A 22,750-nucleotide genomic window follows, 5' to 3' on the forward strand; every position below is an offset into this window, starting at 1 on the left:
GGTCTCAGGCGGGCGGTCTCGCACCCACGCGTTCCACCGCTCGTGCGCCCGCCCTGCAGCCCAGCGCCGCCGCCTCCTGGGCATCCCGGCCGGCGACCAGCGCGGCGAGGAACGCCCCGGTGAAGGCGTCACCGGCGCCCGTGGTGTCCCGGGGCGTCGCCGGTGCGGCCGGGACGCGGGCGAGGACGTCGCCCGACCGGGCCACCAGGGCGCCGTCCGCCCCCGCCTTGGCCACCACCAGCGGCACCTGGCGGCTCAGCTTGGCCGCGGCGTCCGCCGGATCGGGCAGCCCCGTCAGCAGACAGGCCTCGTCCCGGCTCGGCAGCAGGACGTCGACCCCCTCGACGAGCGCCAGAAAGCGGTCCACGCCCAGCGCCATGAGGAACCCGGCCGACGCCGGGTCCAGGCTCACCGGCACGCCACGGCCGCGGGCCGCCGCCAGGGCCGTCGCCACCAGTGCCCGGCTCGGTTCGGAGAACAGCAGGTAGCCGGAGAGATGCAGCCGGGCCACGCCGTCGAGCAGCGCGTCCGACCAGTCGGCGGGCTCCAGCCGCAGGGACGCCCCGCTGTCCGTGAGGAAGGTCCGCTCGGCCGAGGCACCGCTGTCGACCAGGCAGATCACCGTCCCCGTCGCGGCCTCGGGGTCCACCACCAGCCGGGGTCGCACCCCGGCGGCGGCCAGCTCCCGCTCGTGCCACTGGGCCGCGTCCTCGCCCACCCGCCCGAGCAGCTGTACGTCCGCACAGCCCGTGTGCGCTGCCCAGCAGGCCACATTGGCGCCCGCCCCGCCGGGCAGGGTCCGGATCACGGCGGCCGTGTCGGTGCCGGCCGCGAGCGGCCCCCGGTACCGCGCGACCACGTCGGTGACGACGTCCCCGACGACCAGCAGCGCCCCGCCCCCGCCCGGCGCCGACGCCCGCTCGGTCGTCACCCCCTGGCCCACGCCGAGGCGATCCGTGCCGCCAGCCCGACATTGCCGCGCACGGCCGCCAGATTGGCCTCCAGCGAGGCGCCGTCCGTGTGCCGGACCAGATAGTCGAGCAGGAACGGTGTCACCGCCTGACCGGCGATCCCTTCCGCGTCGCACGCGTGCAGCGCGTCGGCGAGCACGCGCGCGTGCAGCGCGGGGTCGAGCTGCTCCGCCTCCGCAACGGGGTTGGCGACGATCAGCGCCGAGTCCGCCGCGTCCAGCGCGTCCTGCGCCCGCATGACGTCCGCGACCTGCTCCGGGGTCTCGAGCGTCCAGTCGACCGGATGCCCGGAGTCGGACAGATAGAAGCCGGGGAAGCGGTCCGTGCCGTAACCGGCGACGGCCACGCCCAGGGTCTCCAGGCGCTGGAGGGTCGCCGGCACGTCCAGGATCGACTTCACGCCCGCGCACACCACCGTGATCCGGGTGCGTGCCAGCAGGCCCAGGTCGGCGGACTCGTCCTGGGTGGCCGTCCACTCACGGTGCACCCCGCCGAGACCGCCGGTCGCGAACACCCGGAGGCCGGCCAGCGCCGCCAGCTGCGCCGTCGCCGACACGGTGGTCGCCCCGCTCGCCCCCGCCGCCACGGCGAGCGGCAGGTCGCGGTGGCCCAGCTTGCGGATCCCGTCCTCGTTGGCGATCCGCTCCAACTGGTCCTTGTCCAGGCCGACATGGGGCCGCCCGTCCAGCACGGCGATGGTGGCGGGCACCGCGCCCGCACGCCGTACCGTGTCCTCCAGCTCCAGTGCCACCTGGAGGTTGCGCGGGCGCGGCAGCCCGTGCGCGATGATCGTGGACTCCAGGGCGACCACCGCGCGACCCGCGCCGAGCGCCTCCCTGACCTCTTCCGACACCACCAGCACCACGCCTGCCTCCTGTCCGTCGGTCTTCCCTCATCTCTGGCGGGGGCCGTACCCGGCTAAACGCTTGCGGCCTGTGGGGGACGCCACCAGCCTGGGCGGCATGACGAATCACCCGGCACGTCTGGACCATGTCGTCCTCTGGGGCGCCGACCCGGCCGTCGCGGCCGGCTTCTACGAGCGGATGCTCGGCCTGGAGCCGCTGCGGGTCGCCGAGTTCACCGCGGGAGAGGTGCCCTTCCCCTCCGTACGCGTCAACGAGGAGACCATCATCGACCTCGCGCCGCTCACCCTCGCCGAGCGCATGCCGGCACTCCCCGGCGCCACCGGCAGCGCGGGCCACCCCGTGAACCACGTCTGCCTGTCCCTGCCGTCCGACGCCTTCGACGCCCTGCGCGCCCGCCTCGCCGAGCACGCCGTCCCCATGACCGACATCGGACACGACTCCTTCGGCGCCCGCGGCACCGCCCCGCGCAACTTCTACTTCAGGGACCCCGACGGCAACGTCGTCGAGGCACGGCACTACGACTGACCGCACCGGCGGGGCGCCGCACCGCCAGGGCCCGGGGACCGCGCCTCAGAACAGCGGTTCGGGCAGTACGCCCTCCAGGGCGAGCAGCTTCCGCTTGGTCTCCAGACCGCCGCCGAACCCGCCGATCCCGCCGTCGCTCTCCACCACCCGGTGACAGGGCACGACGACCGGCAGCGGATTGGCGCCCATCGCCGCGCCCACCGCCTGCGCCCCGCCGGGCTGCCCGACGCGTCCCGCCAGGTCGCCGTACCCGACCACCGTGCCGTAGGGGACCCCGGCGGCCAGTTCGCGCAGCACCTGCCGGTTGAAGCCGGAGATCAGCGACCAGTCCAGCGGCAGGTCGAAGTCCTGCCGCCGGCCCGCGAAGTACGCCCGCAGCTGGGATATCGCCTCGGCCAGCACCGGCTCCGTGGGATCCTCGACGGGCTCGCCGCCCAGCCGGGCGGCCAGCCGCTCCACCGTCCGCTCCCGCACCGCCTCAGTGGCGTGGAACACCACGTTGACCAGGCCGCTGCCGGTCGCCGCGAGCAGCAGCGGACCGATGTCGGTGCCCACGACGGCCCACACCACCCGCTGCCCGTACTGCCCTTCGCTGTCCATGCGCCCCACCGTACGGCCCGCCACTGACAATGCCGCCGCCCCGGCCCGGGTCAGCTCGCGCACAGCGCGGCCCGTACCACGTCCGGCTTGTTGGTGATGATCCCGTCCACGCCGTAGCCGACGGCCTTCCAGGTGGTGACCGCGTCGTTCACCGTCCAGGTGAAGACGTGAAGCGGCCTGCCGTGCGGTCCCTCGAACGAGTGCACGTCCTTCACATAGCCGGCGGAGATCGAGGCCACCGACGGGTTGACCAGGTCCACGAAGCCCGCGTACCGGTGCAGGGACCCCACGGACGGTGTGCCGAGGTATCCGGTCGTCACGGCGGGCCGGAGATCGTGCACGGTACGCAGACTGTCCGCGCTGAAGCTCTGCACGACGAGCCGGTCCAGATGCGGGCGGTCCAGCCAGCCCTCGCTGCCCAGCAGCTCGAGGATCTGCCGCTCGATGCCGGGATACAGCTCAGGGTTCTTGATCTCCAGGAGCAGTTTCTCGTGGTTGTGCTCGACCCGGCGCATGTACTGCGCCAGCGTCGGCACCCGCGTGCCCCGGTACGAAGGGGAGAACCAACTGCCCGCGTCCAGTCGGGCGACCTCGGCCGCGGTGAAGTCCTTCACTTTCCACGGCGCCCGGCCGGGGAAGACCTTTGCGACATCGGTGGTGCGCCGGAGGCTGTCGTCGTGGATGACGACGAGCCGGCCGTCCCTGGTGCGCTGGACGTCGTTCTCGACCCAGGTGAAGCCCAGCGAGGCCGCCTTGTCGATGGCGGCCAGCGTGTTCTCGGGGGCGTAGGCGGAGGCGCCCCGGTGCGCGAGCACCGTGGGTTCGGCGGCGTCGCCGGCCCGGGCGGCGGGGACGGGGCTCAGCAGGGCTGCCGTTCCCAGCAGCGCGGTGGCCGTGGCGGCGACTGCGCGCGCGTGCATGCGCACTCCTCACGTCGGGCGAATACGGACAGCACAAGAGTGACAGCAGTGAGTCAACAGCGGTCGGGTGCGGGATGGCCACAGATTCAATGGAGTCGTCCAAGCCCGCTCACCGTTGCCGCACAACTGCGGCAAGGGCGTGTTTCTTTGCCGGAAAATCGTTCGACCATTCCGGTGCGGGTCATACTCTCTGCGTCAACCCTGACCGCTCGGGCGGTCCTGGGACGGGGGCGCATTGCACATATTCCGGGACGCAAAGGGTGAAGGGCAGCCGCGCATGCAGGGCACGGTCGACGGATTCAGCTATGGGGTCGTCACCCCGCTGGTGGCCTATCTGATGGCCTGCCTCGGTGGCGCTCTCGGGCTGCGCTGCACGACCCGGGCGATGCTGGTGGCCCACTCCTGGCGGCCCGCCTGGCTCGCCCTGGGCTCGGCGGCGATCGGCTCCGGCATATGGACCATGCACTTCGTCGCCATGATGGGGTTCAGCGTCAAGGAGACGCCGATCCACTACGACAAACCCCTCACCTACGCGAGCCTCGGCCTTGCCGTCGTCATGGTGGGCGTCGGGATCTTCATAGTCGGCTACCGGGGCGCCACCGGAACCGCGCTCTTCACGGGCGGCACGATCACCGGCCTGGGCATCGCCTCGATGCACTACCTCGGCATGGCCGGGCTGCGCCTCAACGGAACCCTGGAGTACAACACGCTCACGGTGGCCGCGTCGGTCGTGATAGGGGTCGTCGCGGCCACCTCCGCCCTGTGGGCGGCCGGGCAGGTCCGCGGCTTCCTGTGGAGCGTCGGCGCGAGCCTCGTCATGGGACTCGCCGTCAGCGGCATGCACTACACCGGCATGGCCGCCCTCACCGTGCACCTCCACAGCGCCGGCGTGACGTCCCCGGGCGATTCTCCCGCCTCCCTGCTGGCCCCCATGCTGATCGGCCCGCTGGCCTTCCTCTGCCTGGCCGCCGTCGTCGTGATCTTCGACCCGCTGATGGTCACGGGCAAGCCCGACCGGCTCCGTGTGGAGCACAAGCCGGGCGTCCCGGCCGACGAGGTCACCCACCACCCGAGCCGCCGCCCGCAGCTCCGCGTCGGCCGTCAGCAGAGCCACCACAGCGCGCGCACACCGCAGAATCGCTGATCAGAACCGGTTGTCAGTGCGGGGTCGTACGGTGGAACCCATGCGGCCCGTTTCCCACATCGAACGCACGGTGGCGCCCTTCGAGGTCGTCAGCCCGTACCAGCCCAGCGGCGACCAGCCGGCGGCCATCGCCGACCTGGCCAGGCGCATCGAGGCCGGTGAGAAGGACGTCGTCCTCCTCGGCGCGACCGGCACCGGCAAGTCCGCCACCACCGCGTGGATGATCGAGAAGCTCCAGCGCCCCACCCTGGTGATGGCGCCGAACAAGACGCTGGCCGCCCAGCTGGCCAACGAGTTCCGCGAGCTTCTTCCGAACAACGCGGTCGAATACTTCGTCTCGTACTACGACTACTACCAGCCCGAGGCCTACGTCCCGCAGTCGGACACCTACATCGAGAAGGACTCCTCGATCAACGAGGAGGTCGAGCGGCTGCGCCACTCCGCCACCAACTCACTGCTCACGCGCCGCGACGTGATCGTGGTCGCCTCGGTCTCCTGCATCTACGGCCTCGGTACCCCGCAGGAGTACGTCGACCGCATGGTCCCACTGCGGGTGGGCGACGAGATCGACCGCGACGACCTGCTGCGCCGCTTCGTGGACATCCAGTACACGCGCAACGACCTGGCGTTCACCCGCGGCACCTTCCGCGTCCGCGGCGACACCATCGAGATCTTCCCGGTCTACGAGGAGCTCGCCGTCCGCATCGAGATGTTCGGCGACGAGATCGAGGCGCTGTCCACCCTGCACCCGCTCACCGGCGAGATCATCAGCGACGATCGGCAGCTGTACGTCTTCCCGGCCTCCCACTACGTCGCCGGCCCCGAGCGCATGGAGCGGGCCGTCAACGACATCGAGAAGGAGCTGGGGGAGCGCCTGGCCGAGCTGGAGAAGCAGGGCAAGCTCCTGGAGGCCCAGCGGCTGCGCATGCGCACGACGTACGACATCGAGATGCTCCGCCAGATCGGCTCGTGCTCCGGCGTGGAGAACTACTCGATGCACTTCGACGGCCGCCTGCCCGGCTCCCCGCCGAACACCCTGCTCGACTACTTCCCGGATGACTTCCTCCTCGTCATCGACGAGTCGCATGTCACCGTGCCGCAGATCGGCGCCATGTACGAGGGCGACGCCTCCCGCAAGCGCACCCTCGTCGACCACGGCTTCCGGCTGCCCTCCGCCCTGGACAACCGCCCGCTGAAGTGGGAGGAGTTCCAGGAGCGGATCGGGCAGGCCGTGTATCTGTCGGCGACCCCCGGCACGTACGAGATCTCCCGCGCGGACGGCGTCGTCGAGCAGATCATCCGTCCCACCGGGCTTGTCGACCCCGAGGTCGTCGTCAAGCCCACCGAGGGCCAGATCGACGACCTGGTGCACGAGATCCGCAAGCGCACCGAGAAGGACGAGCGTGTCCTGGTCACCACGCTCACCAAGAAGATGGCCGAGGACCTCACCGACTACTTCCTGGAGCTCGGCATCCAGGTGCGCTACCTGCACAGCGACGTCGACACCCTGCGCCGCGTCGAGCTGCTGCGCGAGCTGCGCTCCGGCGAGTACGACGTCCTGGTCGGCATCAACCTCCTCCGCGAGGGCCTCGACCTGCCCGAGGTGTCCCTGGTGGCGATCCTCGACGCCGACAAGGAGGGCTTCCTGCGCTCGGGTACCTCACTGATCCAGACCATCGGCCGTGCGGCGCGCAACGTCTCCGGCGAGGTCCACATGTACGCCGACAAGATCACCCCGGCGATGGAGAAGGCCATCGACGAGACCAACCGGCGCCGGGAGAAGCAGGTCGCCTACAACAAGGCGAACGGCATCGACCCGCAGCCGCTCCGGAAGAAGATCAACGACATCGTCGCGCAGATCGCCCGCGAAGAGGTCGACACAGAACAGCTGCTCGGCTCGGGCTATCGCAAGCTGAAGGACGGCAAGGGGCCCAAGGCTCCCGTTCCGTCCCTGGGCGACAAGGCGGCCAAGGGTGCGAAGGCCGGCAAGGCCGCCAAGGGCAAGGCCAAGGAAACGGTGCCCACCGACCGCCCGGCCGCCGAACTCGCCGAGCAGATCGAGGAGATGACGGAGCGTATGCGTGCCGCCGCCGCTGATCTGCAGTTCGAGATCGCGGCCCGGCTGCGCGACGAGGTCTCCGAGATGAAGAAGGAACTGCGCCAGATGAGGGAGGCGGGCCTGGCCTGACCCCTGGGCCGCCACCGGACCCCGGTATGGGCGCGAAGTGTTGCAAGACCGACACAAAGCGTGGGCCGGGGTTCGGCGCTGTCAGTGGCGCTGCATAGGGTTTCGGGCAACCGCGCACTTCGCGGCCACCGGGGACATTCGACGAGGGGAAGCAGCCGTGACCGTCAACATGACCAAGGGTCAGGCCATCAGCCTGGAGAAGAAGGACGGCGGCTCCCTGAGCGCGGTCCGCATGGGTCTTGGCTGGAAGGCGGCGCCCCGACGCGGGCTGTTCGGTTCGCGCACCCGTGAGATCGACCTGGACGCCTCGGCGGTGCTGTTCGCCGACAAGCAGCCCGTCGACGTCGTGTTCTTCCGGCACCTGGTGAGTGACGACGGCTCGGTCCGTCACACGGGCGACAACCTCGTCGGCGGCGCGGGTCAGGGCGGCGACGACGAGGCCATCCTCGTCGACCTCGCGCGCGTGCCGGTCCACGTCGACCAGATCATCTTCACCGTCAACTCCTTCACCGGCCAGACCTTCCAGGAAGTGCAGAACGCCTTCTGCCGACTGGTCGACGAGACCACCGGCCAGGAACTCGCCCGCTACACGCTCGACGGCGGCGGTGAGTACACCGCCCAGATCATGGCGAAGGTGCACCGGTCGGGATCCGGCTGGACGATGACGGCCCTGGGCGTCCCGGCCAAGGGCCGCACCTTCCAGGACCTGGTGCCGGCGATCCTGCCGATCCTCTGAGCAGTCCGGGTGAAGTCCACTGCGGTTCGGCAGCGCCACCGAAGGGGCGCTGGGGGTACCCCGGCCGAAGGCTGGGGGAGGAACCGCGCGACCAGCCACGAGGGCGCCGCAGTCGACCGACGGCATATCGCGGCACTTCCAGCGGAGCGCTGAGCGGTGGCCCGACGGCACACGAGGACACGAGGACACGACACACAGGGGGACGTGGGCAATGGCGGCCGAGTTGGTGCGCGGGCAGAACCATCCGCTCTCGCGGAACCGGATCGAGATCCGGATCTCGGCCGACGTGCCGGTCGTGGCTGGGGCCACCCTCGCCGACGAGGGCGGCCGTGTACGGGGTGCCGACGGGGTGGCCCATCCGGGCGCGCCCACGCTGCCCGGGATCGAGGTCTCCCGGCAGGCGGCCGCCGAACACCGGCTCGCGGTCGACCTCGACGCCATGCCCGAGACCGTGCACCGGGTCAGCGTCCTGATCGCCCTGCCCGCCGCCCCCGGCGGTCCGCTCCGCTTCGGCGCCCTCGCCGCACCGCGCGCCGCGGTCACCGGCCTCGACGGCACCGAGGTCGCCGGCTACACCCTCACCGGCCTGGACGCCGAGTCGGCGGTGGTCGTCCTGGAGCTCTACCGCCGCCAGGCCGCCTGGAAGATCCGCGCGGTCGGCCAGGGCTACGCGCAGGGACTGACAGGGCTCCTCACCGACCAGGGCCTGCCCCAGGCCGCCGAACTCGCCCGGGGGATCGAGGACGCGGTGGCGCGCGGCCTGGCCCGCTCGGTCCCGGCCCGCACCACGGACACCGACCGCTCCCGGCGTACGGCCGCCTCCGTCACCGGCCCCGACCTGCCGGGCACCGTCCCGACGCCCGACGACGGCGGCAGCTCCGCGGCTTCCGGCGGGCCGGGCGTCCCGACGGCCGCCACTCCCACCGGCGGTCCCGTCGACTACACACATCCGAAGCGCCGCCGGACGCCCCCGCCCCCGGCCCCCGAGGCTCCGGCCCCGGCGGACGGGCCCGCGTCGCCCGTCGCGGGCGACGCCGCCGGCTGGTCCATGGACGAGCGGCTCTACAACCAGGTCTGGGGCATGTTCGAGGACCTGGCCCGCTCCACCGCCGCCTGTCGTAGCGCTGTCGACTTCGCCGAGTCGCGTATGGAGAAGGAGCTCGACCAGGTCCTCTCCGACCCGCGCAGCCGCCTGGGCTCGGCGGGCGACGCCGCCCGCGAGGCGGCCCAGGCCCGGCAGGCCCAGCTGGTCGACCAGGCGAGAGCGGCACTCGACCGGGACCTCGCGCAGCTCACCGCCGAGTCCGAGGTCGTCGAGCCCGCGCTGCCGCCTGCGTACGCCCGCTGGGACAACCCGGTCTGGCACGGCTACCGGGTGCCGACGGAGCCGCCGATGGCCGTCAGGCTGGGCGACCTCCACCTCCCGGAGAGCGCCCCGCTGCGCATCCCGATGCTGGTCCGGCTGCCCCTGGAGCGGGGCCTGTGGATCGACAGCGGCGTGCCCGACGCATCCCCGTTCGAGGAGCCGGGTGAGCTGCGGCACCTCGCCCTGCAGACGGCGGTGGCGCTCGCGGCCCGGCTGCTCGCCGTCCATCCGGCGGGGGAGTTCGGCGTGCAGGTCATCGATCCGGCGGGTGCCGGGGCGTCCGCGTTCGCACCGCTGACGGGGGCCGGTGCGCTGGACGCGCCACCCGCGACGGGCGCTGCCGGTGTGGCGGGTGTGCTGGGACGGCTCACGGAGCGCGTCGACCTGGTGCAGATGGCGGTGCGGGGCGGTGCGTCCGACGCGCTGCCGCCCGGTCTGGACACCTCGCGGCAGCTGCTGGTCGTGAACGACTTCCCGCACGGCTTCGACGACCGGGCCGTCACCCAGCTGCGCTATCTCGCGGACGAGGGCCCGGACGTCGGCGTCCATCTCGTGCTGGTCGCCGATCGCGAGGACGCGGCCGCCTACGGCCCGTTGCTCGATCCGCTCTGGCGTTCACTGATGCGACTCACGCCGGTACCGGACGATCACCTGGCCGACCCGTGGGTGGGGCACGCCTGGACGTACGAGCCCGGCCTCGTGCCCCCTGGCAGTCAGGTGCTCCAGCAGGTACTGGCCCGGGTCGCGGCAGCCCGTACCAAGCGCATGTAAAATCCTCTGACCAGGTAATTTGATCTTTTCTTTGCCGATCACTTTACCTTTCCTTGGTGGTTGGGGTAGTGTTTTCCGTACGGAGGGGAGTACTCCCTGTCTGCTGCGGCGTACCCGTCAATACGGATCCGGTCGGATCCCGGGGCGTCGGCCCGTCCCGGGTGGAAGAGACCTCCGGTAGCGCAACGCCGAATCTTTGCCGTTCACTAACCGGAGGCAACAGTGGATGTATCCGTGACCCTGTGGGTCCTCACCATCCTGGGGCTGGCCGCCCTGATCGCGGTCGACTTCTTCATCGGCCGCAAGCCGCATGACGTGTCCGTCAAGGAAGCCGGAATCTGGACCGTCGTCTGGATCGCCCTGGCTGGTCTCTTCGGCCTCGGCCTGCTCGTCTTCGGCGGTGGCCAGCCCGCCGGCGAGTTCTTCGCGGGCTTCATCACCGAGAAGTCGCTGAGCGTCGACAACCTCTTCGTCTTCGTCCTGATCATGGCGAAGTTCGCCGTGCCCTCGCAGTACCAGCAGCGGGTGCTGCTCGTCGGTGTCCTCATAGCCCTGGTGCTGCGGGCCGTCTTCATCGCAGCGGGCGCCGCGATCCTCGCCAGCTTCTCGTGGGTCTTCTACCTGTTCGGCGCCTTCCTGATCTGGACCGCCTGGAAGCTGATCCAGGAGGCCCGGGCCGACCAGGAGGAAGAGGAGTTCGAGGAGAACAAGCTGCTCAAGGCCGCCGAGCGCAGGTTCGGCGTGGCCGACCGCTATCACGGCACCAAGCTGTGGATCCAGCAGAACGGCAAGCGGGTCATGACCCCGATGCTGGTCGTGATGCTCGCGATCGGTACGACCGACGTCCTGTTCGCGCTGGACTCGATCCCCGCGATCTTCGGCCTGACGCAGGACCCGTACATCGTCTTCACGGCCAACGCCTTCGCGCTGATGGGTCTGCGGCAGCTGTACTTCCTCATCGGCGGACTGCTGAAGAAGCTGGTCCACCTGTCCTACGGCCTGTCGATCATCCTCGGCTTCATCGGCGTCAAGCTGGTGCTGCACGCGCTGCACGAGTCCGGCGTCCACGTCCCGGAAATCAGCATCCCGGTCTCGCTCGGCGTGATCTGCGCGGTCCTGATCGTCACCACGATCACCAGCCTGCGGGCCTCCAGGAAGCAGGCGGCGGCCGAGGCGGCGCGGGCTCGGAGCGAAGGCGCTCCGAAGGACAGCATCGACGTCTGACCACGTCGGACGTAGGAACAACCACCCCGCGCAGCGGTGCGAAGCGCATTGCCGACCCACCGCTCCGGATGCTTCGTTGGGTGGCGGTACGTCCCCGGTCCGGGGGCGCCGCCGCCCGGTGGAGGCAACCGTGACATTCGTCCAGATCATCGACTTCGAGACCGACCGCATCGACGAGCTGAAGGCCCTCGCCGACGAGATGGGCAGCCGGCTCGCCGGCCGCGAGAACGGCCCCACGCGCCGCCTGATCCTCAGGGATCGGAACCGGCCGGGACGCTACCTCGGCGTGATCGAGTTCGACTCCTACGAGGAGGCCATGCAGAACAGCGACGACCCCGAGACGAGCAAGTTCGCCGAGCAGATGGCCGCCCTGTGCACCCGGCCGCCGTCCTTCACCGACTGTGACGTCGTGGACCTGACCGACTTCACGTAATCGCCCGACCGACCAGACCCGTACGCCCCGGGGGCCGCGCCGCGCCGGCGGCAGGCCCCCCGGGAGCCGGAAAGGACCGGAATGCGAAGCCCGTACACCTCTGCCACCATCGCTGCATGATCACTCGGCTCAGGTCGCTCACCACCCGGTGGACGTTCCTCGTGCCGGTGCTCGCGGTCGTCCTGCTCGTGTTCACCTGGGGCCGCAGTCTGCCCGGCGCGGTCGTCGCGCTGGTGACCGTGGTCCTCGCCGGATCGGTCCTCGCCGCGGTCCATCACGCCGAGGTCGTGGCCCACCGGGTCGGCGAACCCTTCGGCTCCCTCGTCCTCGCCATCGCCGTCACCATCATCGAGGTGGCCCTGATCGTCACCCTCATGGTCGACGGCGGCGACAAGAGCTCCACCCTGGCCCGGGACACCGTCTTCGCGGCCGTGATGATCACCTGTAACGGCATCGTCGGCCTCTGTCTCCTCGTCGCCTCACTCCGCCACGGCACCGCGCTCTTCAACCCCGAGGGCACCGGCGCCGCCCTGGCGACCGTGGCCACCCTGGCCACGCTCAGCCTCGTACTGCCGACCTTCACCACCAGCAGACCGGGCCCGGAGTTCTCCGGCATCCAGCTGACCTTCGCGGCCCTGTCGTCACTGATCCTGTACGGCCTGTTCGTGGCCACCCAGACCGTGCGGCACCGCGACTACTTCCTGCCGATCACCCGGCAGGGCGAGGTGATCGCCGCCGACGACCATGCCGCGGCCCCGTCCGTACGCGCCGCTTGGGTCGGTCTCGGCCTGCTCGGCCTCGCTCTCGTCGGGGTCGTCGGACTGGCCAAGGGCGTGTCGCCGGCGATCGAGTCCGGCGTGGCGGCGGCCGGTCTGCACCAAGCCGTGGTCGGCGTGGTCATCGCCCTGCTGGTCCTGCTCCCCGAGACCATCGCAGCCCTGCGCTCGGCCCGCCGCGACCGCGTGCAGACCAGCCTCAACCTGGCGCTCGGCTCGGCCATGGCCAGCATCGGCCTGACCATCCCCGCCGTGGCCCTCGCCTCCGTCTGGCTCTCCGGCCCCCTGGTGCTCGGCCTCGGCGCCACGCACATGCTGCTGCTCGCGCTGACCGTGGTGGTCAGCTCCCTGACGGTGGTGCCGGGCCGGGCCACACCGCTGCAGGGCGGCGTCCACCTGGTGCTGTTCGCCGCCTACCTGGAGCTGGCGATCAACCCGTAGCAGGTCCGGCGGTCCTCACCCGGCGACCGGCTCGACCTCCACCACCGGCACCGGCACCGGACGCGTCTCCGGCAGCAGCGCGAAGCACCCCAGGCTCAGCAGCGCGATCGCCGTCAGATACGCCCCCACGGCCCACGGCACCCGACCACTGTGCTCCGCCAGCGCCGTCGCCACGATCGGCGTCAGCGCGCCCCCGAGGACCCCGCCGAGGTTGTAGCCGACCGCGGCACCGGTGCAGCGCACCCGCGGTTCGTACAACTCCGGCAGATAAGCGGCGACCACCGCGAACATGGTGACGAAGGCGACCAGGGCACCGGTGAACCCGAGGAACATCAGCAGCGGCTGTCCGGTCGCGAGCAGCGCGACCATCGGGAACATCCACAGCGCCGAGGCCGTGCACCCCACCAGGCACAGCGACCGCCGCCCGTAGCGGTCGCCCAGCAGGGCCGCCACCGGCGTGAGTGACCCCTTCACCACGACGGCGGCCATGACACACGTCAGCATGACCGTACGGCTCACCCCGAGCCGCTCCGTGCCGTACGCCAGCGACCAGGTCGTCACCGCGTAGAACACCGCGTACCCGACCGCGAGCGCCCCCGCCGTCAGCAGCACCAGCCGCCAGTGGTGCCGTACGACCTCGGCGAACGGCCTGCGCGCGGGCTCCTCGATCTCCAGGAACTGCGGACTCTCGGGGAGCGACGAACGCAGCCACAGCCCGCTCAGAGCCATCGCCCCGGCCGCCCAGAACGGCACCCGCCACCCCCACTGCGCGAACTGGGCGTCCGTCAGGGACGCCGACAGGGCCAGCATCACGCCGTTGGCAAGGAGGAAGCCGACGGCCGGACCGATCTGCGGAAAGCTCGACCACAGGGCGCGCCGTCCGGCGGGCGCGTGCTCCGCGGTCAGCAGCACCGCGCCGCCCCACTCCCCGCCGAGCCCCAGCCCCTGCAGAAAGCGCAGCGCCAGCAGCAGTACGGGAGCGGCCACCCCGATTTTGTCGTACGCCGGCACGAACCCGACCGAGACCGTCGACGCGCCCGTCAACAGCAGGGACGCGACCAGCACCGGACGCCGGCCGCGCCGGTCCCCGAGGTGCCCGAACAGCACCGAGCCCAGCGGCCGGGCCACGAACCCCGCACCGAACGTCCCGAACGCCGCCAGCGTCCCCGCGAGCGGCGTGAACGTCGGGAAGAACAGTGGTCCCAGGACGAGCGCCGCGGCCGTCCCGTAGACGAAGAAGTCGTAGAACTCGATCGCGGTCCCGGTGAGCGAGGCGGCCGCCAGCCGCAGCATCGAGGGGTTCCTTACAGTGCGTGCATCATGCATGCTCCGTCAACTACCCAGGGTGATCACTGGTTACGGGGGCGCGCGGTGGTGAGACGCCCCTCACAGGAGCCGCCGCGCACCGTGATAGACCGGACCGAGCAGCGGTCCCTCCCGGGCCGTTCGTCTTTCCATGGATTTCCCACGGACCGGAGGAATCGTGCCCCGCACCCTGGCCAACGCCCCGATCATGATCCTCAACGGGCCCAACCTCAACCTGCTGGGACAGCGTCAGCCCGAGATCTACGGCTCCGACACATTGGCCGACATCGAGGCCCTGTGCGCCAAGGCCGCGGCCGCGCACGGCGGCACCGTGGACTTCCGGCAGTCCAACCACGAGGGTGAACTGGTCGACTGGATCCACGAGGCCCGCCTCGGCCACTGCGGCATCGTCATCAACCCGGGCGCCTACTCGCACACCTCGGTCGCGATCCTGGATGCCCTCAACACCTGTGACGGCATGCCGGTGTTGGAGGTCCACATCTCCAACATCCACAAGCGCGAGTCGTTCCGGCACCACTCCTACGTCTCCCTGCGCGCCGACGGAGTGATCGCCGGATGCGGCGTGCAGGGCTATGTGTTCGGCGTGGAGCGGGTCGCGGCACTGGTCGGCGCCGCGACCGCGGACGCGTAGCGCCTCAGAGCCGACCGGCCTCCACGATCCGCCGCAGGAAACGCCGGGTGCGCTCCTGCTGCGGGTCACCGAACACCTGCTCGGCGGTGCCGCGTTCGAGTACGACACCGCCGTCCAGGAAGCAGACCTGGTCGGCGACGTCCCGGGCGAAGCCCATCTCGTGCGTCGCCAGCACCATGGTCATCCCCTCGCCCTTGAGGTCACGGACCACGGTGAGCACCTCGCCCACCAGCTCCGGATCGAGGGCGGCGGTGATCTCGTCGAGAAGCAGCAGCCGGGGCCGCACCGCAAGGGCGCGCACGATCGCCACCCGCTGCTGCTGACCGCCGCTCAGCCGGTCCGGATAGGCGTCGGCCTTGTCGCCCAGCCCGAGGCGCTCCAGCAACTCCCCGGCCCGCTCCTCGGCCTCCGCGCGGGAGGCGCCGTGCACCCGCCGCGGTGCCAGGGTGATGTTCTCCAGCACGGTCATGTGCGGGAAGAGGTTGTACGCCTGGAAGACCACGCCGATACGGCGGCGCACCGCGTCCTGGTCGGCGCGCGGGTCGGTGATCTCCTCGCCGTCCAGCCAGATCGCGCCGTCGTCGATCTCCTCCAGGAGGTTGGCGCAGCGCAGCAACGTCGACTTGCCGGACCCGGAGGCGCCGATCAGCGCCGTCACTGTGTGCGGGGCGACCTCCAGGTCCACGTCCCGCAGCACGACCGAATCCCCGAACGTCTTGCGGACGGACTCCATGCGCAGCACAGGCGCGTCGCTCATATGGATCCTCCCTGGGCCCGCTGCCGGTCCATCCGGGCCGTCACCCAGTCCGTGAAGCGGGTCATCGGAATGGTCAGCGCCACGAAGACCAGCCCGGCGACGATGTACGGCGTGTAGTTGAGGCTGCGCTGGGCGATGATGTCGGACGCCCGTACGGCGTCGATCGCCCCGCCGATCGACACGAGCCCGGTGTCCTTCTGCAGTGACACCAGGTCGTTCAGCAGCGGCGGCACCTGACGGCGCACGGCCTGGGGGAGCACCACGTACCGCAGCGCCTGCCGGTTGGTCAGCCCCAGCGAGCGGGCCGCGGCGCGCTGCGAGGGGTGCACGGACTCGATGCCCGCGCGGAACACCTCGGCGACGTAGGCGGAGTACGTCAGCGTCAGCGCCGCACCGCCCAGCCATACCGGGTCGACGGTCACCCCCTGGAGGCGCAGCGCTGGTACCCCGAAGACCACGATCATCAGGTTGATGATCAGCGGCAGACCGCGGAAGAAGTCCGTGTACGCCGCCGCCAGCGCCCGCAGGGGGAAGAACACGGGCCCCGGCAGCGTACGGGCGATGGCGATCAGCATGCCCAGGGCGAGCACCAGCACGCCGCAGATCAGCAGCAGCCGGACGTTGAGCCACAGGCCTTCGAGGACCTTGGGCAACGCCTCGCGCGCGTACTGCCCGTCGAAGAAGGTCTCCTTGGTGCGCTCCCAGCCCGGCGCGCTGACCACGACCACGTACAGGACGACGGCCGTGACCAGGGTCGACAGCGCGGCGATCGCGGTCGCGCGCCGGGCGCGGGCACGCTTGTAGCGTTCCCGCTCCAGCCGCCTTCCGGAGGGGGTGTATCCGTCGGCGCCCTCGGCGGCACCGGCGGGCATGTCGCTCTTGTCGTCCGCACCCTCCTGGCCGGACTCGTCCTTGGTGACCGTCACTTGAGCACCGGAGCGTCGACGGCGTCGGACAGCCACTGCTTGTCCAGCTTCGCCAGGGTGCCGTCCTTGCGCAGGGCGTCCACGGCCGACGTCACGCAGGACGTCAGGGCACTGCCCTTGTCCAGCACGAGCCCGAACTGCTCGGGCGTGCCGCCCTGGTTCTCGAACTGGCCGACGATCTTGGCGTTCGTCACCTGGGCGGCGGTGACGTAGAAGGCGGTCGGCAGGTCGGTGACGATCGCGTCCACCTGGCCGTTCTTGAGCGCCGAGATGGCCTGGTCGTTCTTGGAGTACGCGGCCGCCTCCTGGGACGGTTTCACCACGTCGCTGATGTAGTTGAGGCTCGTCGTGCCCACCTGGGCGCCCAGCTTGAGCCCCTTCAGGTCCGCGATGCTGGTCGCCTTCGCGGCCTTGCTGCCCTTGAGCGCGATGACCGCCTGGCGCACGTCGTAGTAGCCGGACGAGAAGTCCACGGCCTTCTTGCGCTCGGTGCTGATGGACACCTGGTTGATGTCGAAGTCGAAGGTCTTCACACCGGGCGCGAACGCCTTGTTGAACGGCACGCTCTGCCAGACGACCGCGCTCTTGTCGTACCCGAGCTGCTTGGCCACGGCGTACGCGACCGCCGACTCGAAGCCCTCGCCGTTGGCCGGCTTGTCGTCCTTGAACCACGGCTCGTACGCCGGTTCGTCCGTCGCGATCGTCAGCTTGCCGGAGGTCTGGGTGGCCAACTTGCCCTTGGCGCAGGTGGTTCCGGCGGACGAGGAGGACCCGTCGGACGCCTTGTCGTCCGGCTGCGGAGCGCAGCCTACGGCGGTGGCGAGCAGGGCTATGGTGGCAGCGGCGGCAGCGCGGCGCAGCGCGCTCGGGGCAGGGTGCATGGCGGGAGAGTGACAGCGAACGCCGCGTTTGTCCACGTCAAGCGGGTGTTTGTCCGCATACTGGGAACGGGTGTTGCGGTCCTGTGAACGCCGCGCGGGGGAGAGCGGACACGCCGGGGCCGCCGGCCGAGGGCGGGGAATGATGACCGGCGGCCCGTACCGCGCAGGAGCCGTCATCCTGTGCGGGGCTGACCCTAGTTGACCGCGCGAGGGCGCGCGCGGGGAGCGTGCGCCGGAGGCCGACGCGTGCGAACCGTTCACACGGGGCGCGCGCGAAGGTGCACGCGCCCGCGCTCACTACCCGGGCCTTGCGCTCACTACCCGGGCCTTGCGCTCACTACCCGGGCCTTGCGCTCACTACCCGAGCCTTGCGCTCACTACCCGAGCCTTGCGCTCACCACCTGGGCCCGGTGCTCACCACCTGGGCCCGGTGCTCACCACCCGGGCCCCGCGCTCACCACCCGCGCGCGTGCCACTCCGGCAGGTGCGGCCGCTCCGCGCCCAGCGTGGTGTCGTTGCCGTGCCCCGGGTACACCCACGTCTCGTCCGGCAGGACGTCGAAGATCTTCGTCTCGACGTCGTGGATCAGGCTGGCGAACGCCTTCGGGTCCTTGCGCGTGTTGCCGACACCGCCGGGAAAGAGGCAGTCCCCGGTGAAGACGTGCGGATGGCCGTGCGGGTCGTCGTAGACCAGCGCGATGGAGCCCGGGGTGTGACCGACCAGATGGCGGGCGGTCAGCTCGACGCGGCCGACCCGGATCACGTCGCCGTCGCCGACGGGGACGTCGGTGGTGACCGGGATGCCGGCGGCGTCCTCGCGGCCCGCGTACGTCCGCGCGCCGGTGGCGGCGACGACCTCGGCCAGCGCCTGCCAGTGGTCGCCGTGCTGGTGCGTGGTGACGACGGACGCGATGCCGTCGTCACCGATCATGCCGAGAAGCGTCTCCGCGTCGTTGGCCGCGTCGATCAGCAGTTGCTCGTCGGTGGCGCGGCAGCGCAGCAGATAGGCGTTGTTGTCCATCGGCCCGACCGCGATCTTGGTGATCATCAGGTCCTTGAGCTCGTGCACGTCCGCCGGTCCGCCGACCGTGACCTCTCCGCTGTACGTCATGGCGATCAGCCTATAGCGGGGAGCGGGCCCCGATGCGCCGCGCGCTGCACGCGCGTTACAGCGGCGGAAGTGCGGGCAGCGCGCCGCCCTTCACGACCAGGGCCGAGCCGTCGCGGCGGCCGGCGAGCCAGCCCAGCAGGTCGGCGGCGGATCCCTCGACGGCGATGGGACCTCCCGGCGCGCCGCCGCCCGTCGTCCAGACCTGGCCGCTGTGGCTGCGCAGACCGGTCGAGGGGACCTCCCGGTGCCCGTCGAAGCGGTCCGCCAGGAAGTCGATCTCCCGCTCGGTGAACTCCTCCGGGAGGTCCTCCAGCTCGTACCCGATCCCGAGATCGACATGGTGCAGCTCGACCTCGGCCCAGCGGCGGAACGGCACCCGCGCCGCGGTGTCGGTGACCCCGTTGCGCAGCTCCACCGTGCGCGACCAGTCCGCGGGCTCGGCCGCCCGGGCCCGGAATCCGGCGTGGCTCGCGCGCAGGTCGTCGAGCTGGACGTGGAGCGCGCGCGGCGCGTCCCGCTCGATGTCGGCGTCCCGCGCCTCCGCGGAGACGTACATGGGACGTCCGCCCAGCACGTTGGCGAGCGCGTCCGCGTTCCGGGCGAGGTGTGCCAGGACGTGGCCGACCGTCCAGCCGGGCAGCCGTGACGGTCGCGCGCCGGCCGCGTTGTCCAGTGCGGCGACTGCGGTGAGTAGCCGTTCGGTCGCTTCCTGTACAGACGCCAGGTCATGAGCGTGATCAATCATGGGGCTGACAGTAGCCCCGCCGCACGTTCGGGTGAAGGTTTCGCACTGGCTCCGTAAATCGAATGCGCGTGCTATATCGTCGGTGGCGGCGTCGGGCATGCTGGATGGTCCGGGATTGTTTACGCATCCAGGAATCCGACCGGCGTTGTCAGTGGCTCCCCCTAGTCTGAAGAAGCACGGGGCCCTGCCCCTGTCACTTCTCTCAAGAAAGGTGCGGACCGGCTGTGGCCGACCGTCTCATCGTCCGTGGCGCGCGCGAGCACAACCTGAAGAACGTCTCGCTCGACCTGCCTCGTGACTCGCTCATCGTCTTCACGGGTCTGTCCGGGTCGGGCAAGTCCTCCCTGGCCTTCGACACGATCTTCGCCGAGGGCCAGCGTCGCTACGTGGAGTCGCTCTCCTCGTACGCCCGCCAGTTCCTCGGCCAGATGGACAAGCCGGACGTGGACTTCATCGAGGGTCTGTCCCCGGCGGTGTCCATCGACCAGAAGTCGACCTCGCGCAACCCGCGCTCGACGGTCGGCACCATCACCGAGGTCTACGACTACCTGCGGCTGCTCTTCGCGCGCATCGGCAAGCCGCACTGCCCCGAGTGCGGCCGCCCGATCTCCCGCCAGTCGCCGCAGGCCATCGTGGACAAGGTCCTGGAGCTGCCGGAGGGGAGCCGCTTTCAGGTGCTCTCGCCGCTGGTGCGCGAGCGCAAGGGCGAGTTCGTCGACCTCTTCGCCGACCTCCAGACCAAGGGCTACTCCCGCGCGCGCGTGGACGGCGAGACCGTTCAGCTCTCCGAGCCTCCGACGCTGAAGAAGCAGGAGAAGCACACCATCGAGGTGGTCGTCGACCGCCTCACGGTGAAGGACACCGCCAAGCGCCGCCTCACCGACTCCGTGGAGACCGCGCTCGGCCTGTCCGGCGGCATGGTCGTGCTCGACTTCGTCGACCTCCCCGAGGACGACCCGGAGCGCGAGCGCATGTACTCGGAGCACCTGTACTGCCCGTACGACGACCTGTCCTTCGAGGAGCTGGAGCCCCGCTCCTTCTCCTTCAACTCGCCCTTCGGCGCCTGCCCCGAGTGCACCGGCATCGGCACGCGCATGGAGGTCGACCCGGAGCTGATCGTCCCGGACGAGGACAAGTCGCTCGACGAGGGTGCCATTCACCCCTGGTCGCACGGCCACACCAAGGACTACTTCGGCCGCCTGATCGGCGCCCTCGCGGACGCGCTGGGATTCCGTACGGACATCCCCTTCGCCGGCCTGCCGCAGCGCGCCAAGAAGGCCCTGCTCTACGGCCACAAGACGCAGATCGAGGTCCGCTACCGCAACAGGTACGGCCGCGAGCGCGTGTACACCACGCCCTTCGAGGGCGCGGTGCCGTTCGTCAAGCGCCGGCACAGCGAGGCCGAGAGCGACGCCAGCCGTGAGCGCTTCGAGGGCTACATGCGCGAGGTGCCCTGCCCGACGTGTCAGGGCACGCGCCTGAAGCCGCTCGTCCTCGCGGTCACGATCATGGAGAAGTCGATCGCCGAGGTCTCGGGCATGTCCATCAGCGACTGCGCGGACTTCCTGGGCGAGCTCAAGCTCAACGCACGCGACAAGAAGATCGCCGAGCGCGTGCTGAAGGAGGTCAACGAGCGGCTCCGGTTCCTGGTCGACGTAGGCCTGGACTACCTCTCGCTGAACCGCGCGGCCGGCACCCTGTCCGGCGGCGAGGCCCAGCGCATCCGCCTGGCCACCCAGATCGGCTCCGGCCTCGTCGGCGTCCTCTACGTCCTCGACGAGCCGTCGATCGGCCTGCACCAGCGCGACAACCACCGGCTGATCGAGACGCTGGTCCGGCTCCGTGACATGGGCAACACGCTCATCGTCGTCGAGCACGACGAGGACACCATCAAGGTCGCCGACTGGGTCGTCGACATCGGCCCCGGCGCCGGCGAGCACGGCGGCAAGGTCGTGCACAGCGGCTCCCTGAAGGAGCTGCTCGTCAACGCGGAGTCGCAGACCGGCCAGTACCTGTCCGGCAGGAAGTCGATCCCGCTGCCCGACATCCGCCGCCCGCAGGACCCGTCCCGCCGGCTCACCGTGCACGGCGCCCGCGAGAACAACCTCCAGGACATCGACGTGTCCTTCCCGCTGGGCGTGTTCACGGCCGTCACGGGCGTGTCCGGCTCCGGCAAGTCGACACTGGTCAACGACATCCTGTACACGCACCTGGCCCGCGAGCTGAACGGCGCGCGGAACGTCCCCGGCCGGCACACGCGCGTGGACGGCGACGACCTCGTCGACAAGGTCGTGCACGTCGACCAGTCGCCCATCGGCCGCACCCCGCGATCGAACCCGGCGACGTACACCGGCGTCTTCGACCACATCCGCAAGCTGTTCGCCGAGACCACCGAGGCGAAGGTCCGCGGCTACCTGCCGGGCCGCTTCTCCTTCAACGTCAAGGGCGGCCGCTGCGAGAACTGCGCGGGCGACGGCACCATCAAGATCGAGATGAACTTCCTCCCGGACGTCTACGTCCCGTGCGAGGTCTGCCACGGCGCCCGGTACAACCGGGAGACCCTGGAGGTCCACTACAAGGGCAAGTCCATCTCCGAGGTCCTGAACATGCCGATCGAGGAGGCCACGGGGTTCTTCGAGGCCGTCCCGTCGATCGCCCGCCACCTGAACACGCTGAAGGACGTCGGTCTCGGCTACGTCCGTCTCGGCCAGTCCGCGACCACGCTGTCCGGCGGTGAGGCACAGCGTGTGAAGCTCGCCAGCGAACTGCAGAAGCGCTCCACCGGGCGCACGGTCTACGTCCTGGACGAGCCGACCACCGGTCTGCACTTCGAGGACATCAGCAAGCTGCTGAAGGTCCTCGGCGGTCTCGTCGACAAGGGCAACACGGTCATCGTCATCGAGCACAACCTCGACGTGATCAAGACCGCCGACTGGGTCGTCGACATGGGGCCGGAAGGCGGCGCCGGCGGCGGACTCGTCGTCGCGGAGGGCACACCCGAGGAGGTCGCCGGCGTCCCGGCCAGCCACACCGGCAAGTTCCTGCGCGAGATTCTCGGCGCCGACCGCATCAGCGACGCCAGTTCGGTGAAGGCACCGCGCAGGACGGCGGCGAAGAAGACGGTCGCGGCGAAGTCGACGGCGAGGAAGACGGCGACCGCGACGACCGCCGACAACACGGCCACGAAGAAGGCGGCCGGTGCCACGAAGAAGGCGACGCCCGCGAAGAAGACGACGACGCGGGCCCGCAAGGCCTGAGGATCCGCCCGCGCACCTGCTCCGGCAGATCCAGGCGGATCCGGGTAGATCGGATGAAACGCGGCGCCCCACGGGAACTTCCCGTGGGGCGCCGCTCGTTCCATGATCAGCCGCCCGATTTCCGCGGCCACGACGGACCTTGACCCCTCAACAGC

Annotated in this window: 20 protein-coding genes; 10 read left to right on the forward strand and 10 right to left on the reverse strand. The window is 70.6% G+C overall.

The genetic code is table 11. From position 1 onward, the window contains the following. Positions 1 to 4: 4 nt before the first annotated feature. Positions 5 to 943 carry a carbohydrate kinase family protein gene (locus tag ACFY6U_RS15340; protein WP_390038287.1) on the reverse strand — a complete coding sequence of 313 codons (939 nt, stop codon included), beginning with the start codon at positions 941 to 943 and terminating at the stop codon, positions 5 to 7. Then, positions 928 to 1,836: a pseudouridine-5'-phosphate glycosidase gene (locus tag ACFY6U_RS15345; RefSeq protein ID WP_351485674.1), complete on the reverse strand. Its 909-nt coding sequence runs from the start codon at positions 1,834 to 1,836 to the stop codon at positions 928 to 930. Before ACFY6U_RS15345 ends, ACFY6U_RS15340 begins: the two co-directional genes overlap by 16 nt. Positions 1,837 to 1,933: 97 nt before the next feature. On the opposite strand from ACFY6U_RS15345, the gene ACFY6U_RS15350 reads away from it, so the two are divergent. Then, positions 1,934 to 2,362 carry a VOC family protein gene (locus tag ACFY6U_RS15350; RefSeq protein ID WP_390038289.1) on the forward strand — a complete coding sequence of 143 codons (429 nt, stop codon included), beginning with the start codon at positions 1,934 to 1,936 and terminating at the stop codon, positions 2,360 to 2,362. A 45-nt stretch (positions 2,363 to 2,407) separates the two neighbouring features. On the opposite strand, the gene ACFY6U_RS15355 is transcribed toward ACFY6U_RS15350, so the two are convergent. Together ACFY6U_RS15355 and ACFY6U_RS15360 are read right to left on the reverse strand one after the other, a co-directional pair. Next, a complete protein-coding gene (locus tag ACFY6U_RS15355; protein WP_390038291.1) occupies positions 2,408 to 2,962 on the reverse strand; it encodes a methylated-DNA--[protein]-cysteine S-methyltransferase in 555 nt (184 codons plus the stop codon). Positions 2,963 to 3,012: 50 nt separating this feature from the next. Continuing rightward, positions 3,013 to 3,882: a glycerophosphodiester phosphodiesterase gene (locus ACFY6U_RS15360; protein ID WP_390038293.1), complete on the reverse strand. Its 870-nt coding sequence runs from the start codon at positions 3,880 to 3,882 to the stop codon at positions 3,013 to 3,015. Between the two features lie 277 nt (positions 3,883 to 4,159). Here ACFY6U_RS15360 and ACFY6U_RS15365 point away from each other — a divergent pair, with 277 nt between their 5' ends. The 7 genes from ACFY6U_RS15365 (at position 4,160) to ACFY6U_RS15395 (ending at position 12,961) form a co-directional block, all read left to right on the forward strand. After that, the gene (locus tag ACFY6U_RS15365; RefSeq protein WP_351485682.1) at positions 4,160 to 5,026 is read left to right on the forward strand and encodes an MHYT domain-containing protein; all 867 of its coding nucleotides are present in this window, start codon (positions 4,160 to 4,162) and stop codon (positions 5,024 to 5,026) included. Between the two features lie 40 nt (positions 5,027 to 5,066). Then, complete coding sequence (gene uvrB, locus ACFY6U_RS15370) at positions 5,067 to 7,214, forward strand: excinuclease ABC subunit UvrB (RefSeq protein ID WP_390038295.1); 2,148 nt, start codon at positions 5,067 to 5,069, stop codon at positions 7,212 to 7,214. Between the two features lie 157 nt (positions 7,215 to 7,371). Then, positions 7,372 to 7,950 carry a TerD family protein gene (locus tag ACFY6U_RS15375; RefSeq protein WP_351485686.1) on the forward strand — a complete coding sequence of 193 codons (579 nt, stop codon included), beginning with the start codon at positions 7,372 to 7,374 and terminating at the stop codon, positions 7,948 to 7,950. Between the two features lie 211 nt (positions 7,951 to 8,161). Further along, complete coding sequence (locus ACFY6U_RS15380; RefSeq protein ID WP_390038297.1) at positions 8,162 to 10,087, forward strand: TerD family protein; 1,926 nt, start codon at positions 8,162 to 8,164, stop codon at positions 10,085 to 10,087. A 222-nt stretch (positions 10,088 to 10,309) separates the two neighbouring features. Then, positions 10,310 to 11,311 (forward strand): TerC family protein, encoded by a 1,002-nt coding sequence (locus tag ACFY6U_RS15385; RefSeq protein WP_390038299.1) that lies wholly within the window; start codon positions 10,310 to 10,312, stop codon positions 11,309 to 11,311. 130 nt (positions 11,312 to 11,441) lie between these two features. Beyond that, entirely contained in the window at positions 11,442 to 11,744 is a 303-nt protein-coding gene (locus ACFY6U_RS15390; RefSeq protein ID WP_351485692.1) for a hypothetical protein, read from the forward strand. Between the two features lie 116 nt (positions 11,745 to 11,860). Next, entirely contained in the window at positions 11,861 to 12,961 is a 1,101-nt protein-coding gene (locus ACFY6U_RS15395; RefSeq protein WP_390038301.1) for a calcium:proton antiporter, read from the forward strand. 15 nt (positions 12,962 to 12,976) lie between these two features. Here ACFY6U_RS15395 and ACFY6U_RS15400 read toward each other — a convergent pair whose 3' ends face one another. Continuing rightward, positions 12,977 to 14,287, reverse strand: coding sequence for an MFS transporter (locus ACFY6U_RS15400; protein ID WP_390038303.1), 1,311 nt, complete (start codon positions 14,285 to 14,287; stop codon positions 12,977 to 12,979). A 157-nt stretch (positions 14,288 to 14,444) separates the two neighbouring features. On the opposite strand from ACFY6U_RS15400, the gene aroQ reads away from it, so the two are divergent. After that, positions 14,445 to 14,918: a type II 3-dehydroquinate dehydratase gene (aroQ, locus tag ACFY6U_RS15405; RefSeq protein WP_362581397.1), complete on the forward strand. Its 474-nt coding sequence runs from the start codon at positions 14,445 to 14,447 to the stop codon at positions 14,916 to 14,918. Positions 14,919 to 14,922: 4 nt separating this feature from the next. On the opposite strand, the gene ACFY6U_RS15410 is transcribed toward aroQ, so the two are convergent. The 5 genes from ACFY6U_RS15410 to ACFY6U_RS15430 form a co-directional block, all read right to left on the reverse strand. Further along, complete coding sequence (locus tag ACFY6U_RS15410) at positions 14,923 to 15,675, reverse strand: amino acid ABC transporter ATP-binding protein (RefSeq protein WP_390038305.1); 753 nt, start codon at positions 15,673 to 15,675, stop codon at positions 14,923 to 14,925. Beyond that, on the reverse strand, positions 15,672 to 16,601 hold the full coding sequence (locus ACFY6U_RS15415; protein ID WP_390038307.1) for an amino acid ABC transporter permease: 930 nt from the start codon (positions 16,599 to 16,601) through the stop codon (positions 15,672 to 15,674). The genes ACFY6U_RS15410 and ACFY6U_RS15415 overlap by 4 nt, the downstream gene beginning before the upstream one ends. Next, positions 16,598 to 17,482 (reverse strand): ABC transporter substrate-binding protein, encoded by an 885-nt coding sequence (locus ACFY6U_RS15420; protein WP_390038309.1) that lies wholly within the window; start codon positions 17,480 to 17,482, stop codon positions 16,598 to 16,600. Before ACFY6U_RS15420 ends, ACFY6U_RS15415 begins: the two co-directional genes overlap by 4 nt. Positions 17,483 to 17,936: 454 nt before the next feature. Then, the gene (locus ACFY6U_RS15425; protein ID WP_390038311.1) at positions 17,937 to 18,593 is read right to left on the reverse strand and encodes an MBL fold metallo-hydrolase; all 657 of its coding nucleotides are present in this window, start codon (positions 18,591 to 18,593) and stop codon (positions 17,937 to 17,939) included. Positions 18,594 to 18,648: 55 nt separating this feature from the next. Continuing rightward, positions 18,649 to 19,338, reverse strand: a complete 690-nt coding sequence (locus tag ACFY6U_RS15430) for a maleylpyruvate isomerase family mycothiol-dependent enzyme (RefSeq protein WP_390038313.1) — start codon at positions 19,336 to 19,338, stop codon at positions 18,649 to 18,651. 224 nt (positions 19,339 to 19,562) lie between these two features. Here ACFY6U_RS15430 and uvrA point away from each other — a divergent pair, with 224 nt between their 5' ends. Continuing rightward, the gene (gene uvrA / locus ACFY6U_RS15435) at positions 19,563 to 22,595 is read left to right on the forward strand and encodes an excinuclease ABC subunit UvrA (RefSeq protein WP_390038315.1); all 3,033 of its coding nucleotides are present in this window, start codon (positions 19,563 to 19,565) and stop codon (positions 22,593 to 22,595) included. The last annotated feature ends 155 nt before the right edge of the window (positions 22,596 to 22,750 follow it).

Source organism: Streptomyces sp. NPDC013157, assembly GCF_042899865.1.
In the GTDB taxonomy this organism is placed as follows: domain Bacteria; phylum Actinomycetota; class Actinomycetes; order Streptomycetales; family Streptomycetaceae; genus Streptomyces.

Coding starts and splice junctions, on each gene's coding strand:
- ACFY6U_RS15350 (WP_390038289.1), top strand. CDS start 1,934: ATGACGAATCACCCGGCACGTCTGGACCATGTCGTCCTCTGGGGCGCC.
- ACFY6U_RS15355 (WP_390038291.1), bottom strand. CDS start 2,962: ATGGACAGCGAAGGGCAGTACGGGCAGCGGGTGGTGTGGGCCGTCGTG.
- ACFY6U_RS15360 (WP_390038293.1), bottom strand. CDS start 3,882: ATGCACGCGCGCGCAGTCGCCGCCACGGCCACCGCGCTGCTGGGAACG.
- ACFY6U_RS15365 (WP_351485682.1), top strand. CDS start 4,160: ATGCAGGGCACGGTCGACGGATTCAGCTATGGGGTCGTCACCCCGCTG.
- uvrB (WP_390038295.1), top strand. CDS start 5,067: ATGCGGCCCGTTTCCCACATCGAACGCACGGTGGCGCCCTTCGAGGTC.
- ACFY6U_RS15380 (WP_390038297.1), top strand. CDS start 8,162: ATGGCGGCCGAGTTGGTGCGCGGGCAGAACCATCCGCTCTCGCGGAAC.
- ACFY6U_RS15395 (WP_390038301.1), top strand. CDS start 11,861: ATGATCACTCGGCTCAGGTCGCTCACCACCCGGTGGACGTTCCTCGTG.
- ACFY6U_RS15400 (WP_390038303.1), bottom strand. CDS start 14,287: ATGCATGATGCACGCACTGTAAGGAACCCCTCGATGCTGCGGCTGGCG.
- ACFY6U_RS15410 (WP_390038305.1), bottom strand. CDS start 15,675: ATGAGCGACGCGCCTGTGCTGCGCATGGAGTCCGTCCGCAAGACGTTC.
- ACFY6U_RS15420 (WP_390038309.1), bottom strand. CDS start 17,482: ATGCACCCTGCCCCGAGCGCGCTGCGCCGCGCTGCCGCCGCTGCCACC.
- ACFY6U_RS15425 (WP_390038311.1), bottom strand. CDS start 18,593: ATGACGTACAGCGGAGAGGTCACGGTCGGCGGACCGGCGGACGTGCAC.
- ACFY6U_RS15430 (WP_390038313.1), bottom strand. CDS start 19,338: ATGATTGATCACGCTCATGACCTGGCGTCTGTACAGGAAGCGACCGAA.